This window comes from Lentzea sp. NPDC102401 (assembly GCF_044765805.1).
Taxonomy (GTDB): Bacteria; Actinomycetota; Actinomycetes; order Mycobacteriales; family Pseudonocardiaceae; genus Lentzea; species Lentzea sokolovensis.
Genome location: NZ_JBIWKS010000008.1, coordinates 38861 through 54901 on the forward strand (window position 1 = coordinate 38861; position 16041 = coordinate 54901).

Genomic DNA, 16041 nt, shown 5'->3' on the forward strand with positions numbered 1-16041 from the left:
ATCAAGAACAGTCCCTGGTCTGAATGATGTCGGCGAGGGATGCCAGGAAATCCGGGGCGTCGAACATCGCGCCCGCTGACGCGACGCCGGTGACGTTGTAGCGGTTGGTCAGCAGGCGTTCTGCTGCTTCTACGGCCAGAGGGGCGCTCACGGCGTAGATGTCCTTGCCGGACGCGGTCAGGCGGCGTTCCTCGCCTGCCCTGCGGACCCGGACGTCCACCTCGAAGGTCTCGGGTTCCTGTCGTGCTTCGGCGGCCTGGAGGCCGGTGGCCGCGTCCGTCGACATGTAGCTGGTCACCGACGGGATCTTCAGGTGGCTGGGGACCGTGACGATGTCGGCCATCGAGAACTCGGCGATGACCTGGCGCTCGCCGTCCGGGAAGTCCCACTTCAGGGCCGGTCGCGGGGTGTCGTGGTGGTACTGGAGTTCGCCGTCGCGGAACCGGACGCGCTGACCGTCGCGCCGGTCGCGGGAAACCTGACCCGCGGTGATGGAGCCCGCGGTGGGCTGCCAGCCGCTGAGGCCGTAGGCGATGTGTGCCTCGTCCGCGGTGGTCCAGCCGGCCATCGCGGTGGTGATCAGGAGGTCGGCGAGGCCGCCGAAGAAGGCCATCGCGGGTACCGCCGGGATCGAGGCGCCTCGGGCGAACGTGTCGGCGTTCGCCTCGATCTCCGCCGCCACGTCGACGTACGGGATGCCGGCGCGTTCGGCGGCGGCGATCAGCGGGAGAGCGGTCGTCGCGAACGGGCCCGCCGTGTTGATCACCGCGTCGGCGTGCGCCAGGGCTTGGGCCAGGGCTGCGGGGTTGTCGGCGGTGGCCTGGGCGCGGCCGAACGGGAGTGGGGTGTGGCCGCGCTTTTCCAGTTCTGCCAGGACGAAACGTCCCGTGTGGCCCGACGCGCCGTAGACCGCGATCTTGTGTCCCATGTGGACCATTCAAGTGCTGGGGGCGGATGGGGGCTAGTGTCTGGAACGACACGATGCGTACAGTTTCGGACATGCTGGCGTTTGCTGTGACGGACGGGATGCTGCACTTCGAGCTGACCGCCACCTACGAGATCTTCACCGCCCCGCAGCTCGGGTATCGGGTCCAGATCTGCGGGGACGGGCCGGTCCGTCTCGGTAAGTTCACGCTGGAGCCGGACCTGCCGCTCGACCAGGTGCGGAGCGCGGACACGGTGATCGTGCCCGCGATCGAGGACGTGGACGAGCCGCTTGACCCGGCACTCGTTCAGGCTGTCAAAGCTGCTCACGACAAAGGGGCGCGGATCGTCTCGTTGTGCACCGGTGCGTTCGTGCTGGCCGAGGCGGGGCTGCTCGACGGGCTCCGGGCGACGACGCACTGGGGGCACACCGACGAGCTGGCCAGGCGGTATCCGCGGGTCGAGGTCGATCCGGACGTGCTGTACGTCGACAACGGGCAGGTGCTGACGAGCGCGGGCAAGGCGGCGGCGATCGATCTGAGCCTGCACGTGATCCGCAACGACTACGGCGCCGCCACGGCCAACACGGCCGCGCGCAGGCTCGTCGTGCCGCCGCATCGGGACGGTGGACAGGCTCAGTTCGTGCTCGCGCCCGTGCCGTCCGGGGAAGGGCATCCGCTCACCGAGCTGTTCGACTGGGTGTCGGCGCGGTTCGACCAGATGATCACCGTGGAGGACATGGCTCGGCAGGCCAGCATGAGTTCGCGGCACCTTGCGCGGCTCTTCCGGGCCGTGACGGGCACCACGCCGTTGCAGTGGCTGCACACCCAGCGGATCCGGCGCGCGCAGGAGTTGCTGGAGATGACGGACGACAGCGTGGACCAGATCGCGGAGGCGTCCGGGATGGGCACGGCCACGACGTTGCGCCGGCACTTCCACCGGACCGTCGGTGTGCCACCGGACACATACCGCCGCACGTTCCGCCCTGTTGGTGGCCGCTAGACGCATCGGTGAGCGTTAGGTTGTCCTGATGAGGAACGATCAGCGCATCGGGGCGCGGGTGTTGCGGCGCAAGCCGATCGACCAGCTGACTCATCCGGGGAGCGAGCTCAAGCGCACCATGGGCGTCGGGCACCTCACGATGATCAGCATCGGGGCCACGCTCGGCACCGGCATCTTCGTCGTGCTGGGGGAGGCGGTGCCGCTCGCCGGGCCCGCCATCGTGCTGTCGTTCGTGCTGGCCGGCATCACCGCGTTGTTCTCCGCGCTGTCCTACGCCGAGCTCGCGGGCCTGATCCCCGCGTCCGGCTCCTCCTACTCCTACACCTACGCCACGCTCGGCGAGATCGTCGCCTGGGTCTGCGGCTGGTGTCTGGTGCTGGAGTACGGGGTGTCGGTCGCCGCCGTCGCGGTCGGGTGGGGGCAGTACGTCAACGAGTTGCTGCACCTCGTGACGGGACTGCGGATTCCGGACGTGCTGAGCCAGCCGCCGGGTGCGGGCGGGATCGTCAACATTCCGGCCGTGGCGATCGTGGTCATCGCGATGCTGGTGCTGCTCGGTGGCTCCAAGGGCAGTGCACGCACGAACACGATCCTGGTGTGGGTGAAGATCGGTGCGCTGCTGATGTTCTGCGCCGTCGCGTTCACCGCGTTGAAGGCCGGCAACCTGCAGCCGCTGTTCCCGTTGGGACTGGCTGGGATGAGTGCCGGCGCGGCCACGTTGTTCTTCTCCTACATCGGGTTCGACGCCGCGTCGACCGCCGGTGAGGAGGCCAAGGATCCGCAGCGCGACCTGCCGCGCGCGATCATCATCTCGCTGGTCGTGATCACCGCGCTGTACTGCGCGGTCGCCCTGGCCGCCGTGGGTGCGATGCCATGGCAGACGTTCGAGGGCACGGAAGCCGCGCTGAGCCGGGTGCTCACCGACAACGTCAACGGCGCGATCTGGCCGATCCTGCTGTCGATCGGCGCGGTGGTCGCGACCACGTCAGTGGTGCTGACCGTCCTCTACGGACAGACGCGCATCCTGTACGCCATGTCCCGTGACGGCCTCGTGCCGTCGATCTTCGCGAGGCTGAGCCCGAAGACCGGGGTGCCGTTCGTGAACACGGTCGTCGTCGGCCTGTTCATCGGCGTGCTGGCCGCGCTGGTGCCGTTGGGGTCGCTGGCCGACGCGACGAGCATCGGCACGCTGTTCGCGTTCGGGCTGGTCAACATCGCGGTGATCATCCTGCGGCGCACCGAACCAGACCGGAAGCGCACCTTCCGGGTGCCGTTCTCGCCCGTGACGCCGTTGGTGGGCCTGGCGTTCTGCGTCTACATGATGTTCAGCCTCGGGCTGGACACGTGGATCGCGTTCCTCGCCTGGATGGTCCTCGGGTTCGTCATCTACTTCGGGTACAGCGTCAGGAAGGCACGCCTTGCGGTTCCAGGTGATCAGTGACGTCGCCGGCATCGCCCGCGCCGCCAGGTACTACGCCGAGGTCTGGGACACCACCGAGGACGTGCTGTCTTCGGAGACGCTGCACTGCGTCCGGCACGCGGGTGGCGCGACGATCGGGGCGTTCGACGGCGACGAGCTGATCGGTGCCACGACCGGACTCTTCTGCCCGGACGGCTCGGTGTACTCGATGATCGCGGCCGCACGCCAGGGTGCCGGGCATCCGCTGAAGCTCGCGCAGAGGGACTGGGCGGTCGGGCTCGGAGCGAAGTCGATGCGGTGGACCTACGACCCGCTGGTGTCGCGCAACGCCCGGTTCAACCTGGTCAAGCTCGGGGCGATCGTCACCGAGTACACAGTGGACTTCTACGGGCCGATGCGCGACGGCGTGAACGACGGCGACGAGACCGATCGGCTCACCGTGCGCTGGGACCTCACCGAGTCCCGTGAGCCGCACGAGTCGGTGCCCGCCGGTGAGGTCATGAAGACCGCGCCGGACGGGGAACCGTTGGCACGCACGGACGGCGAACGGATCTGGTGCCGGGTGCCGCGTGATGTCGTGCAGGTGCGCAAGGAATCGCGGGATCTCGCCAAGCAGTGGCGGGAGGCGGTGCGCGAGGTGTTCGTCGGCGCCTTCGAGCAAGGCTACGTCGCCACGTCGATGTCCCGTGAGGGCTGGTACGAGCTGGAGCGCCGATGAGGATCGAACGGATCGAGCTGCTGCACGTCGCGATTCCGCTGGTGTCGCCGTTCCGCACGTCGTTCGGGACGATGACGACCAAGGACACGTTCCTGCTGCGGGTCGTCACGGACGCGGCGGAGGGCTGGTCGGAGTTCGCGGCCGACCCGGAACCGCTGTACTGCTCGGAGTTCGTCGGCGCCGCGGAACTGGTGCTGGAGCACCACCTCGTGCCGCGGGTGACGCCTGAGATCACGGCCGCGGAGGTCGCGCCCAGAACAGAGGCGGTCAAGGGGCACAAGCTCGCCAAGGCGGCGCTGGAGACCGCGATCCTGGACGCCGAGCTCCGGTCGTTCGGGATGCCGCTCGGCACGTTCCTCGGCGCCACGACCGCGTTGGTGCCCGCCGGGGTGTCGGTCGGGATCAAGAACTCGATCCCCGAGCTGATCGCCGACGTCGAGGGCTACCTGGCCGAGGGCTACGCGCGGATCAAGCTCAAGATCGAGCCGGGCTGGGACGTCGAACCGGTGCGGGCCGTGCGCGAACGGTTCGGCGACATCCTGCTGCAGGTCGACGCGAACACCGCGTACGCGCTGGCCGACGCCGAACACCTGCGGCGGCTGGACGAGTTCGGCCTGCTGCTGATGGAACAGCCGCTCGACGAGGACGACATCCGCGGGCATTCGCTGCTCGCACAACGGATCCGCACGCCGATCTGCCTGGACGAGTCGATCACCTCGGCCAGGGACGCGGCGACGGCCATCGCGCTGGACGCGTGCCGGGTGATCAACGTCAAGCCCGCGCGGGTCGGCGGTTACCTGGAGGCGCGCCGGATCCACGACGTCGCGGTGGCGCACGGGATTCCGGTGTGGTGCGGCGGAATGCTGGAGACCGGCATCGGGCGCGGGCCGAACCTCGCGCTGGCCGCGTTGCCCGGATTCGTGCTGCCTGGCGACGTCTCGGCGTCCCGCCGCTACTTCGCCGAGGACCTCACCGAACCGTTCGAGCTCCAGGACGGCCACATGCACGTGCCGGCCGGGCCGGGCATCGGCGTCGAACCGATCCCGGAGACGGTGAAGCGCTTCACGACCGCGACGAAGGTCCTCTACGCCAAGGACTGAAGCTCACGGGCCAGGTTGGTCCGCGCGGCGGCGTCCCAGAGCTGCCGCGCGGGCTCGGTCACGAACAGCACCTCGCGGTCGAGCAGCGTCTTCACCACGCGGCTGCGGCCCGCGCGCCACGCAGGGTCGTCGTACTGCGAGTACTCCTGGCGCACGGCCTGGCTGTAGCGCTCGTAGTGCTCCGGCTCCGAGCCCAGGATGGCCAGGTCGGCGTCGAGCAGCACGTGCGCCAGCGGATCGCTGGACGAGTGCGTGATCGTGGCCAGCACCAACGACTCCACGCGCGCGATGTGCTCTTCGTCCACACCGGCCAGGCGTTCGCGCGCCCACGCGGCCGACGCGCGTTCGTCCTCGCCGGGCTTGCCGTCGTAGATCACGTCGTGCGCGCAGGCCGCCAGCGCGAGGATCGAGCGCTCCTCCACGGTGAACGCGAACGCGTCGGCCAGCGCCGACGAGTCGCGGACGACGGACATCACGTGGAAGGTGTTGTGGTAGGTCCGATGCGGTTCGGCGTAGCGCTCCATCAGATCGCCCGCGTCCGGTGCGCCACCGAGCGTGCGGACCGCGTCGTCCCAGATCCGTCTCACCGCGCCAGTTCCTCCTCGACGACGTTCGCGGCAGCCGCGCTGCCGCCCGCCTGGTGAATCATGCGCCGCATGTCCTTCACCCGCGCGGAGATCGCGGAATCCGACGTCAGTTGACTCACCAACGAGCGCACCCCCTCCACGGTCACCGTGTCGAGCAGCACACCGAGCCCGAGTTCCTCGACGCGCTGGCCATGCAGCCGCTGGTCGGTCATGTGCGGCACGACGATCATCGGAACGCCGTGGTGCAGCGCCTCCATCACGCCGCCCATGCCGCCGCGCGTGATGAACACGCCGGCGTGTTCCAGGACGGCCAGTTGCGGTACCTCGTCGTGTGTTTCGACGTTCATCGCGGGACTCAGGACAGTGCCCTTCGTGACGAGGTGCCACGGCATTCCGCGTGCCGCGTCCGCGCAGATCTGCGTGCCGGTCGTCGCGAGCACCACCGGCCTGTCTTGCGGTGGTTTCCACGTGCCCTGGAACGCGCGTTCGGTCAGGCACGGGCCGACGAAGGTGAAGCGCTCGTCGAACGTGTGACCCTCGGGCTGGAACTCCCTGGGGAACAGGGCGATCCGGCGGCGAGCGCCCGAGACGAACTCCGGCAGCGAGCTGCCGACGAAGCCGTGGACCCTGGTGAAGAACCTGATCGCGGCCCGGTCGAACCGGCGCGGCGGCACCACCGCGGTGCCGAGCGACCAGTGCTCGTTGCTGGTCAGGAGGACTTCCAGCAGCACGTTCCGCACGTCCAGGCGGTGCGCGATGACACCGCCGGACCAGGCCGCGATGTCCCACGCGATGATGTCCGGCCGGTCGTCGCGAAACGTGCCCTCCAGCTGCGGCAACGCCGACTCGGCCTCGGTGAGCGCGAGCTGCGCGGCGTCGTAGAGCGATGCGGGCAGCTCGTCGGGGAGCGTCGACTCGTAGTGGATCGCGGTCGCGCCGCACTCCGCGATGGCGGGGGCGAACCGCGCGGTGACCGGGCAACTCACCCGATGACCCCGGCGCACCAGCTCGGCGATCAGCCCGAGCGCGGGCAGGACGTGACCGCGTTCAGGCATGAGGAAGACCGCGATGTGCGCCATAGCCCAGAATAACGTTGTTCGATTCCTAATGGTTCAACGAGATCGTGGTGACTCGGTTCAGGTTTTGTTGTTATTACCTTTGTCGTAAGGGCGTTCCGGCCAGTGGTGCTTGGGATAGCGGCCCTTGAGCTCACTGCGCACCCGCAGGTAGCCGTTGCGCCAGAACGACCTGAGATCGCTGGTCACGGCGGTGGGGCGGCCGGCGGGGGACAGCAGGTGCACCACCACCGGAACTCCGGCGATGAGCGGCGTGTCCGCCCACTTCATGGCGTCCTGGAGCCGGACGTGCAGGGCAGGCTGGTCCTGCGTGTAGTCGACCTTGCCCTGGCCGATGCGTTCCGGGGCGAGTTTGTCGAACTCCGCCGCCTCCGGCCACGGCAACAGACTCCGCAGCAGTGCCACCGTGTCGATCTTGGCCAGGTCGGAGCGCTTCTTCGCCTTGCCGAGATCGATCGCGCGGATCAGGCGCTCGTCGTCGACGCTCGGCCAGTCGCGGGTCCGGTGCAGGAACGCCATTCGTTCGCGCAGGCGTTCGGCGGCGTCGGTCCACTTGAGCAGGCCCAGGCCTTCGGCTTCGAGGCCGAGGCGCAGTGCCTGCTGCGACTTGGCGAGGTCGTTGAGCTTGCGTTCGCCGAGGGTGATGGCGCCGAGCTTGCGGACCTCGTTCGCGATGACGTCGCCGTTCCACCTGATGTCGTCGACCGTGTGCACGAGGGCTGCCGCGGCGGTGACGGCGAGTTCCTCGTCGGCAGGGGCGGCGAGCCGGACGCGGCCGTGCTTGCTGCCCGGTTCGCGGTCGGCGATCGCGACCGCCAGCCACTGGAACTGCGAGTCGGTGTGCTCGACGGCCGTGCCGTTGGCCATCAGGTAGACGTTGCTGTTCTTGGACCGGCGCTTCGCCAGCCGTTCCGGGTAGGCGAGGGCGACGACCAGCGCGGGATCGCCGTTGCCTGCCGGGTTGGAGCCGAGCTTCTCCAGCTTCTTGACCTCCTGGCGCCACTTGCCGGGAGCCTTCAGCGCGGTCGCGAGGTCGGTCGTGCTGGTGTGCGTGCTGTCGTCGAGCAGCGCCACGACCTCGGCGGCGGTCCGGTTGCCGGCGAGCGCGCTGCCGTCGATGAGGGCGCGGCCGAGCCGGGGGTGCAGGCCGACGCTCGCGATGCGGTCGCGGCGATCGGGGGCGAGCGCGCCGATCGCGTCGAGGGTCTCCTGCGCCGCCTTGAGCGCGCCCTCCGGCGGGGCGTCCCACCAGTTCAGGCCGCTGCCGTCCGGGGTGCCCCACACCGCCAGTTCTAGAGCGAGCCGGGTGAGGTCGGCGGTCTTGATCTCCGGTTCCGGGTAGCGGGGGAGCGTCGAGTGCTCGTGTTCGGGCCAGCAGCGGTAGACGCGGCCGGGGGCCTCACGTCCGGCTCGTCCGGCGCGTTGCTCGGCGACGGCCTGGGAGACGCGGATCGTGGCGAGACCGGCGAGACCTCGGCGGTGGTCGACGCGTGGCACGCGGGCCAGACCGGCGTCCACGACCGCGCGGACTCCGGGGACGGTGAGGCTGGACTCGGCGATGCTCGTGGCGAGGACGACCCGTTGGTTCGAGCCGCGTCTGAGGGCCGCGTCCTGGGTCTGGGCGTTGAGCTGGCCGTGCAGGATCACGGTTTCCGCGCTGAGCAGGCTTGCCGTGCGGTTGATCTCCCGGACTCCCGGCAGGAACGCCAGCACGTCTCCATCCACTTCGGACAGTGCTTGGTTGATGGCCCTGGCGACCGTGGTCTCGATGTGCTCTTTGCGCGCGGGCGGGACGTAGGTGATCTGCGTCGGGAACATCCGCGACTCGGTGTGCAGGACCGGTGCGTTGAGCAGATCGGAGAGTCGTTGCGCGGCAACGGTTGCGCTCGTGGCGAGGAGTTTGAGGTCCGGGCGCAGGCCCGCTTTTGCGTCCAGCAGGAGCGCGAGCAGGAGGTCGGCGTCGAGATGGCGTTCGTGGACCTCGTCCAGCAGGACCGTGCCGACGCCCTTCAGCTCCTGGTCGTGTTGCAGCCTGCGGACGAGAAGACCGCTGGTCACGACCTCGATGCGGGTGTGCCTGCTGGTCTTGCGGTCGCCCCTGACCGAGTAGCCCACGGTGTGGCCGACGGGTTCGCCCAGCAGGCTCGCCATGCGCGCGGCGGCGGCTCTGGCGGCGATCCTGCGTGGTTCGGCGACCACGACCCTGCCGTCGAGCGCGAGCGGGACCAGCGTCGTCTTGCCGGTTCCCGGCGGTGCGACCAGCACGGCGGCCCCGTGTTCCTGGAGTTGCTCCAGGAGTTGGGGGAGAACGGATTTCACCGGGAGATCGGGCAGGTCCACGCCGATGAGTGTGTCAGGGTGGTCGCATGGGGATGATCGGCGTGGCTGCCGCGGTCCTGTCGGTGTTGCGGTCCGGGCGGACCGTGCGGCAGTGGAGGCACGTGCCGGAGGTGTCGGCGTCGTCCGTGGACGCGTCCGTCCTGGCCGTTGTGCCGGCACGCAACGAGGAAGCCACGTTGCCGCGGTTGTTGCCCGGTCTGGTCGGGCAGCCAGGTGTGCGCGTCGTGGTGGTGGACGACGCTTCCGCGGACGGGACTGCCGCCGTCGCGCGGTCGCTGGGCGCCGAGGTGGTCGAGTCGTCCGGTCCGGCGCCCGGCTGGGCGGGGAAGACGCACGCGATGCATCTCGGCGTCGCGTCCGCCCGGGACGAAGAGTGGCTGTTGTTCGTGGACGCCGACGTGACCTGCACGCCTGACCTGGTCGGACGGCTGGTGGCATCGGCGACGGAGCTCGGTGCGGACCTCGTGTCGTCGGCGGCGCGCGGGACCGGACCGGCCTGGTGGTTCCTGCTGCCCGCGTTCAACACGCTGGTGTTCGAGGGCTCGCCGCCGGACGGCCGCGGGGCCACGGCGCTCGCGGTCGGCCACTGCGTCCTGGTGCGGCGGGCCGCGTTCGAGGCCGCCGGTGGCTGGGAGGCGATCGCGGGGACCCACGCGGACGACGTCGGCCTGGGGACGTTGATCAGGGACTCCGGCGGGTTCGTGAAGTTCGTCGACGCCTCGGCGCTGTTGACGACCTCGGGGATCGACACGTTCGGCGACTGCTGGCGGTCGTTGCGCAAGAGCATCCAGCCGGGGTTCCGGGAGATGTTCGGGCCGTGGGGACGCGTGTTGCTGGTGGTCGCGGGGCTGCTGCACCTCGCGTACGGGCTGGTCCCGCTGCTGCGATGGCGGTCGCCGTGGTCGTGGCTGGCGTGGTTCGCGCAGACCGTGCCGCACCGCGAGTTTCTGCGCCGGAACGGGCAGCCGGAGACCGCGGCTGTGCTGGCGCCGCTGTCGTGGGCGACGATTGGGGTGTTCCTGTTGGACTGCGCGTTGCGTCCAGGTGCCCAGTGGAAGGACCGCCGCGTTGGTTGACCCGTTGCGCGACCCGGACGACCCGGAGCTGCTCGACCCCTATCAGTCGAGGTCGCTCGCGATCCTGGTGGAAGGGGCGCGGCTCGCGTCCGGCGCCGTCCGGTACGGCAAGGTCGGCAAGGTCGGTTCCGCGGCCGTCGTGATCAACCGCGAGAACCCGCTGCCGTCCGGCAACTTCGGATGCGCGCTGGACGGGACGTCGGTCGAGGTCGCGTCGACGTTGCTGCAGCTCGAGCACACGTTCGCCGCGGTGGGGAGGGCTGAGGCCGTCGTGTACGCCTCGCCGACCACTGTGGACGAGATCGAGGGCATCGCCGACGACTCCGGCTGGTACGCGGTCGAGGAGCTGCAGACCGTGGTTCATCGCGGGACTGCTTCGGCTGCCGCGGACGTCCGGCGGGCGGTCGACGCGGATGTTCCCGGGATCGTCGAGCTGCTGTCCGACGAGCTGGTCGGCAACCGGGAGCGGTTGTCGCGGTGGCTCGGGCATCGGCTGGACGACCAGCGGTGTTTCGTTCTGGTGGTGGACGACGGCGACCGGATCGGCGGGTTCGTGTCGGGGTTCGCCGAACGCGGTGTGGGCCTGGTCGAGCAGTGCGTGGTGCGTCCGGCACGGCGGCGTCGGGGCGTGGGGCGGTCGTTGGTCGTGTCCGCTGTTGCCGCCGTGCGTTCGTCGGGGGCGATGCTGGTCGCGTCCCAGGTGGACGAGGGTCCGGGGGAGCGGTTCGCCGAGGCGTGCGGGTTCGTGGCGGCCTATCCGGTGACGGCATATGTACGCAGAGTGGATGAGCTGCTCGACTGAATTAGTTAGTTGCCGCGTGACATATCCTTAGCAGGGCTAAGGGAGGCTTTGTGCGCGAGCGGTTGCCGGTCGAGGTGTGGGTTCTGGTCGCGGCGAGTTTCATCATCGCCGTGGGGTTCGGGATCGTGGCACCCGTTCTGCCGGTGTACGCGTCCTCGTTCGGTGTCGGTCACACCGCTGTCGCGGCTCTGATCAGCACCTTCGCGTTCGTGAGGCTGGCGTTCGCGCCGGTGAGCGGCAAGCTGGTCAACCGGTTCGGCGAGCCTCGGGTGTACATCGTCGGGATCCTGATCGTCGCGTTCGGCACCGCGATGTCCGGGTTCTCGACGAGCTACGCCGAGATGTTGTCGTGGCGCGCGCTGGCCGGTGTCGGGTCGACGATGTTCACGGTCGCGGCTCTCGGGCTGCTGATCCGGATCACGCCGGCGCCGATGCGCGGGCGTGCCTCGGGGATGTGGGCGGCGGGGTTCCTGATCGGCAACATCGCCGGTCCGATCATCGGCGCCGGGCTCGTGCCGTTCGGGCTGTGGGTGCCGTTCGTGTCGTACGGCCTGCTGCTGTGCGTCGCGGCGTTCGTGGTCTGGATCTTCCTCCGGCGGTCGACGCTGGTGGCGCTGGACCGGACCAACACCGAAGTGCCCATGACGGTGCGTGAGGCCGCACGGCACCCCGCTTACCGCGCGGCGCTGGCGTCCGGGTTCGCGAACGGCTGGGCCGTGTTCGGCGTGCGGATCTCGCTGGTGCCGGTGTTCGTCATCGAGGCGCTGGAGCACAGCGCGGCCGTGGCGGGCATCTCGATGTCGGTGTTCGCGGCAGGCAACGCCGCGATGCTGTTCCTGTCCGGCCGGATCGCCGACACCCGCGGCCGCAAGCCCGTCGCCATCGCCGGTCTCCTGGTGAGTGGCCTCGCGACGGTCGGGATGGGCTTCACCGGCGACCTGTGGACGTTCATGGCGGCGTCGTTGATCGCGGGCATGGGCGCGGGCCTGCTGAACCCGCCGCAGAACGCGGTCGTGGCCGACGTCATCGGCGCGCGCGGCAAGGGCGGACCCGTGCTCGCGGGCTTCCAGATGGTGACGGACCTGGGCGCGATCATCGGCCCGATGTGCGCGGGCCTGCTCGCCGACTCGTTCGGTTTCGGAGCGTCGTTCGCCATCACCGGCGCCTCGCTGCTGCTGGCCGTGGGCTTCTGGTTCGTCGCTCCCGAGACCCTGCCCACACACGAGGAGGAGCACACGGCCGCCACAGTGGCGCCGGAGTGCGGCTGCCTCGACGAAAGCGCCGAGATTCCGACCGGCGAACGCGTCGGCGGCAAGCCACGTCACCCGGAAGCGTGATTGCGCGCTCAGCTTCCTTTTAGTTTGGGTCGCTACCCTCGTCGCCGTGGGTGGAGCAGAGCGCAGTGCGCGGAAGAAGAAGCAGGCCGCGCGTGCGGTGGTCCAGGCTCGTTCGTCGGGCTCTGACCGCACGAAGGTCATCGCGGGCATCGCCGTCGTGGCGGTGCTCGCCGTCGCGGTCATCGGTTACGTCATCTTCCAGCAGATGAAGCCGTCCACGTCGGCCACGGACGCCATTGCGCTGGCGCCGGCCGACCACACGATCTCGGCGCCCGCCGTCCGTGACGGCAACACCGTGCTCGTCGGCAAGGACACGGCCACCGTGACCGTCGACGTGTACGAGGACTTCCTGTGCCCGATCTGCGGCACGTTCGAGAAGACCTACGGCACCGACATCAAGAAGGCCGTCGAGGACGGCAAGGTCAAGATCCGCTACAACATCCTGCCGATGCTCAACCGCGCGTCGAAGCCGGAGGGCTACTCGACCGAGTCGGCCAACGCCGCCCTCTGCGTGGCCGACGACGGCAAGTTCAACGCGTTCCACGCGGCGCTGTTCAACTCGCAGCCCGAGGAAGGCGACGCCGGCTACACCAAGGACCAGCTCATCAAGCTGGGCAAGGAAGTCGGCGTGACCTCCGCCTCGTTCGAGTCGTGCGTGCAGAACCAGACCTACAAGACGCAACTGGACGAGCTGATGTCCAAGACCAGCAACGATCCTGTTCTTCGGGATGCTGAGACGGGCCGCTTCCGCGGCACGCCCAGCGTCGCCTCCGGGGGCAAGCTCGTCGACCTGGACAACAAGAACTGGCTGTCCGACCTGGCTAAGTAAGTCCGTCGATCGGCGCCTGGCCCTGAGTCCACCGGGCCAGGCGTTGTGCTTTCCCCACCTCGGTGCGCGGCAGCTTGCCTAGTTCGAGGACATGCACCTGGCACGTGATCCCGAGGCGTTCCTTGAGTTTGCTCGTCAGTTGCCGCTTCACGTCCTCTGTGGACTCGACGGCCACGTGCAGCTGCGCCGTGGTGGTCCGGCGGTCCTCGACGATCAGGTAGTGCGGGCTCGCGAGGTCCAGCACGACGGCCTCGATCTCCGTCGGGAACACGTTCACGCCCCGGATGACGAGCATGTCGTCCTTGCGCCCCTTGAGCTTGCTCATGCGCCTGAGGGTTCGCTGCCCTGCCGGCTCGTGCAGGGTCGCCACGTCCCCCGTGCGGTAGCGGAGGAGCGGCATGCCGGTCTTGGTGAGCGTGGTGAAGATGAGCTCGCCGTCTTCCGTCTCCGGGTAGAAGTGGTCCTCGGCGATGTTGAGAAGCCCTTCGGAGTCAAGGGACTCGCACGCCACACCCGGTCCGATGATCTCGGACAACCCGTAGATGTCCAGCGCCCTGATGTCCAGCCGCTGCTGGATCTCCAGCCGCATCTCGTCCGTCCACGGCTCGGCGCCGAAGATGCCGACCTGGAGGGAGTTCTCGCCGAGGTCCTCCGCCAGCCGCAGCGCGTACGACGGCGTGCAGCACAGCACGTCCGGCCTGAGGTCCTCGATGAGCCGAACCTGCCGCTCCGTCATACCGCCCGACATGGGGATCACCGTGGCGCCGAGCTTCAGGCCACCGTGATGCACCCCAAGGCCGCCCGTGAAAAGCCCGTAGCCGTAGGCGTTGTGGACGATCGAACTAGTGGTGGCCCCCGCGCCCTTCAACGCCCTGGCCATCACCGTGGCCCAGATCTCGACGTCGTTGGCCGTGTAGGGGATGAGCGTCGGCCTGCCACCCGTGCCGGACGACCCGTGCACGCACACGATGTCTTCCTGCGGCGCGATCCGCAGCCCGAACGGATAGTGGTCCCACAGGTCCTGCTTGCTGATCGTGGGCAGCAAGTGGATCTCGTCGAGCCGCACGTCTGTGCCGCGCGTCACTCCCGAATCCCTGAGCCTGGCACCCTGGAGGTTGTCCGTGCTCAGCAGGCGGTCGACGAGTGCGCGCAGACGCTGTTCCTGCAGCTCGTGACGGGCCTCGGGGTCCATGCACTCGATCTTCGGGTCAAGCGGTGCTCCGGCGGTCATCACCCGGTCCTACCAGCCCGAATGCGCTTTGGATACCCCCGATTTTTATCTTGTGGCGTCGATGTTGTACGGTATTGCCACACGAGAACGGCGGGGAAACCTACCGGGAACGTGGACCTTCAAGGGGCTGTGGCGCAGCTGGTAGCGCATCACACTGGCAGTGTGAGGGTCAGGGGTTCGAGTCCCCTCAGCTCCACTTGAATTGAGAGCCCGTCTGATCGAGCGGTTTCCGCTGGTCAGGCGGGTTTCTTGCTGTCTGGGTGGATCGTGGGTGATCGTCTGTTGATCGTGTTGCGGTGACCCTATGGAGCAGTTCTGGAGCAGGATTCTCCGGCTTGATCGGTGTGCTGGTCGCTGGACTGGGTGATCGTCGAGACCCTCCCACTAACGGTGTGAGGGGCAGCGGTATTGCTTACGCCGCAAGCGGACCCGAGACATGGCGTTCTGTGGGTTCTGGTGCTTTCGGGTGCGCTCGGACATTCAGGTCTGCTTCGTGCCAGCGGCGCTGTAGGTCGTTGAGGAGTCGGAGTTCAACTTCGGGTGCCACGTGGGAGTAGACCTCGGTGACGCGATTCGGGAGATGGTGTCCCAGGCGCCGTGCTTGGGCGATCTCGGGTGCACCGCCGGCGATGAGCCAGGTTTTGTGACTGTGCCGCAATCCGTGGAAGGTCAGGCCCGGTCGGATCGGCACTGTGCGGACGCCTGACCGCGGACATCCTTCGTTGCCATTGATCGCGGGTTTGAGTACGCGGCGGATGAAGGTGCTGCGCCACAATCATGTTCCGCGTTCGGCGGTGAACACGAAGTCGTTGTCGTGCCGCTCCAGGTGCTTGCGCAGCAAGGTGATGAGGAACGGCGGCAGAGTGATGGTGCGGGCCGATGATGGAGTCTTGGGTGAGCCGAGCCATCGCGTATGCGCACTTTCGTGCAAGGCGCCGGTGCGTGGGTCGATGATCAGGACGCTGCGGTCGAGGTCGATGTTGTCGCGGCGCAGTCCGGTGAGTTCGCCCCAGCGGCATCCGGTCCACGCGGCGGTGATGATGAGCAGGCTGGCGGTGTCGCCGCCGAGTGCGGCGGCCTGTTCTGCGATGCGGAGGACTTCGGTAGGCGTTGCCCAGACGCGTTCGCGTTCGATGCGGTGGCTGCGTCGTCCTCGGCGGCGGTAGCGGCGGATGGGGTTGGTGCGGATGGGGTTGGTGGGGATGAGGTGTTCGTCGGCGGCGTCGGTGAGGATCATCGAGAGGACTTTGACGATGGTGGCGACGGTGGTGTTGGCGTACCCGAGTTGGCGCAGGTCGCTGATCCATTTGTTCACGCCGAGCGTGGTGATGGTGTTGAGCGGGGTGGCATCCCAGCGGAGCAGGATGTGGCAGCGCAGGACGCTGCGGTAGTTGTCGATCGTGCGCGGGTCGAGGTCGAGCGCGGCGAACCAAGCCTCGGCCCACTCGGCGACGGTCGTGCGTCCGCGGGTGGGATCCAGCCAGGTGTTGCGGCGTTGATCGCACTCGATGTCGGCGGCGTAGTTGTCGGCTGAGCGCTGCGTCGTGAAGCGTTTGGCCATCGCCCGGATTGTGGGCGAGTAGGCGCTGGTGGGTGAGC

At 68.6% G+C, this 16041-nt stretch carries 14 protein-coding genes and 1 tRNA gene; 9 read left to right on the plus strand and 6 right to left on the minus strand.

The window, feature by feature from the left end; genetic code table 11:
* Window position 1 precedes the first annotated feature (1 nt).
* Complete coding sequence (locus tag ACIRG5_RS26475) at window positions 2-928, minus strand: saccharopine dehydrogenase NADP-binding domain-containing protein (RefSeq protein WP_402909057.1); 927 nt, start codon at window positions 926-928, stop codon at window positions 2-4.
* A 71-nt stretch (window positions 929-999) separates the two neighbouring features.
* Here ACIRG5_RS26475 and ACIRG5_RS26480 point away from each other — a divergent pair, with 71 nt between their 5' ends.
* Genes ACIRG5_RS26480 through menC form a run of 4 tightly spaced genes read left to right on the plus strand, consistent with a single transcriptional unit; the run spans window position 1000 to window position 5164 of the window.
* Window positions 1000-1926: a GlxA family transcriptional regulator gene (locus tag ACIRG5_RS26480; RefSeq protein WP_402909060.1), complete on the plus strand. Its 927-nt coding sequence runs from the start codon at window positions 1000-1002 to the stop codon at window positions 1924-1926.
* A 28-nt stretch (window positions 1927-1954) separates the two neighbouring features.
* Window positions 1955-3367 (plus strand): amino acid permease, encoded by a 1413-nt coding sequence (locus ACIRG5_RS26485; RefSeq protein ID WP_402909062.1) that lies wholly within the window; start codon window positions 1955-1957, stop codon window positions 3365-3367.
* A complete protein-coding gene (locus ACIRG5_RS26490; RefSeq protein ID WP_402909065.1) occupies window positions 3345-4064 on the plus strand; it encodes a hypothetical protein in 720 nt (239 codons plus the stop codon). The genes ACIRG5_RS26485 and ACIRG5_RS26490 overlap by 23 nt, the downstream gene beginning before the upstream one ends.
* Window positions 4061-5164 (plus strand): o-succinylbenzoate synthase, encoded by a 1104-nt coding sequence (menC, locus tag ACIRG5_RS26495; protein WP_402909068.1) that lies wholly within the window; start codon window positions 4061-4063, stop codon window positions 5162-5164. Before ACIRG5_RS26490 ends, menC begins: the two co-directional genes overlap by 4 nt.
* On the opposite strand, the gene ACIRG5_RS26500 is transcribed toward menC, so the two are convergent.
* The 3 genes from ACIRG5_RS26500 to hrpB are packed head-to-tail and all read right to left on the minus strand — an operon-like array spanning window position 5149 to window position 9167.
* Window positions 5149-5751: a hypothetical protein gene (locus ACIRG5_RS26500; RefSeq protein WP_402909070.1), complete on the minus strand. Its 603-nt coding sequence runs from the start codon at window positions 5749-5751 to the stop codon at window positions 5149-5151. The two genes, menC and ACIRG5_RS26500, sit on opposite strands and share 16 nt — an antisense overlap.
* Window positions 5748-6830, minus strand: coding sequence for a macrolide family glycosyltransferase (locus ACIRG5_RS26505; protein ID WP_402909073.1), 1083 nt, complete (start codon window positions 6828-6830; stop codon window positions 5748-5750). The genes ACIRG5_RS26500 and ACIRG5_RS26505 overlap by 4 nt, the downstream gene beginning before the upstream one ends.
* A 57-nt stretch (window positions 6831-6887) precedes the next feature.
* Entirely contained in the window at window positions 6888-9167 is a 2280-nt protein-coding gene (hrpB, locus tag ACIRG5_RS26510; RefSeq protein ID WP_402909076.1) for an ATP-dependent helicase HrpB, read from the minus strand.
* Between the two features lie 26 nt (window positions 9168-9193).
* Between hrpB and ACIRG5_RS26515 the strand changes: the two genes are divergently transcribed.
* The 4 genes from ACIRG5_RS26515 to ACIRG5_RS26530 are packed head-to-tail and all read left to right on the plus strand — an operon-like array spanning window position 9194 to window position 13211.
* On the plus strand, window positions 9194-10243 hold the full coding sequence (locus ACIRG5_RS26515) for a glycosyltransferase (RefSeq protein ID WP_402909079.1): 1050 nt from the start codon (window positions 9194-9196) through the stop codon (window positions 10241-10243).
* Window positions 10236-11045: a GNAT family N-acetyltransferase gene (locus tag ACIRG5_RS26520; RefSeq protein WP_402909081.1), complete on the plus strand. Its 810-nt coding sequence runs from the start codon at window positions 10236-10238 to the stop codon at window positions 11043-11045. The genes ACIRG5_RS26515 and ACIRG5_RS26520 overlap by 8 nt, the downstream gene beginning before the upstream one ends.
* Window positions 11046-11095: 50 nt before the next feature.
* Window positions 11096-12382 (plus strand): MFS transporter, encoded by a 1287-nt coding sequence (locus ACIRG5_RS26525; RefSeq protein WP_402909084.1) that lies wholly within the window; start codon window positions 11096-11098, stop codon window positions 12380-12382.
* 46 nt (window positions 12383-12428) lie between these two features.
* Window positions 12429-13211 (plus strand): DsbA family protein, encoded by a 783-nt coding sequence (locus ACIRG5_RS26530; protein WP_402909087.1) that lies wholly within the window; start codon window positions 12429-12431, stop codon window positions 13209-13211.
* Here ACIRG5_RS26530 and ACIRG5_RS26535 read toward each other — a convergent pair.
* Complete coding sequence (locus ACIRG5_RS26535; RefSeq protein WP_402909090.1) at window positions 13204-14442, minus strand: phenylacetate--CoA ligase family protein; 1239 nt, start codon at window positions 14440-14442, stop codon at window positions 13204-13206. The two genes, ACIRG5_RS26530 and ACIRG5_RS26535, sit on opposite strands and share 8 nt — an antisense overlap.
* Before the next feature lie 123 nt (window positions 14443-14565).
* Between ACIRG5_RS26535 and ACIRG5_RS26540 the strand changes: the two genes are divergently transcribed.
* Window positions 14566-14638, plus strand: a tRNA-Ala gene (locus ACIRG5_RS26540).
* 579 nt (window positions 14639-15217) lie between these two features.
* Here the strand turns inward: ACIRG5_RS26540 and ACIRG5_RS26545 are convergent.
* Entirely contained in the window at window positions 15218-16003 is a 786-nt protein-coding gene (locus ACIRG5_RS26545) for a tyrosine-type recombinase/integrase (protein ID WP_402909093.1), read from the minus strand.
* Between the last annotated feature and the right edge of the window lie 38 nt (window positions 16004-16041).

Excerpts from the sequence above, each read along its gene's own strand:
- ACIRG5_RS26475 (WP_402909057.1), bottom strand. The coding sequence starts at position 928 with ATGGGACACAAGATCGCGGTCTACGGCGCGTCGGGCCACACGGGACGT.
- ACIRG5_RS26480 (WP_402909060.1), top strand. The coding sequence starts at position 1,000 with ATGCTGGCGTTTGCTGTGACGGACGGGATGCTGCACTTCGAGCTGACC.
- ACIRG5_RS26485 (WP_402909062.1), top strand. The coding sequence starts at position 1,955 with ATGAGGAACGATCAGCGCATCGGGGCGCGGGTGTTGCGGCGCAAGCCG.
- menC (WP_402909068.1), top strand. The coding sequence starts at position 4,061 with ATGAGGATCGAACGGATCGAGCTGCTGCACGTCGCGATTCCGCTGGTG.
- ACIRG5_RS26505 (WP_402909073.1), bottom strand. The coding sequence starts at position 6,830 with ATGGCGCACATCGCGGTCTTCCTCATGCCTGAACGCGGTCACGTCCTG.
- ACIRG5_RS26515 (WP_402909079.1), top strand. The coding sequence starts at position 9,194 with ATGGGGATGATCGGCGTGGCTGCCGCGGTCCTGTCGGTGTTGCGGTCC.
- ACIRG5_RS26535 (WP_402909090.1), bottom strand. The coding sequence starts at position 14,442 with ATGACCGCCGGAGCACCGCTTGACCCGAAGATCGAGTGCATGGACCCC.
- ACIRG5_RS26545 (WP_402909093.1), bottom strand. The coding sequence starts at position 16,003 with ATGGCCAAACGCTTCACGACGCAGCGCTCAGCCGACAACTACGCCGCC.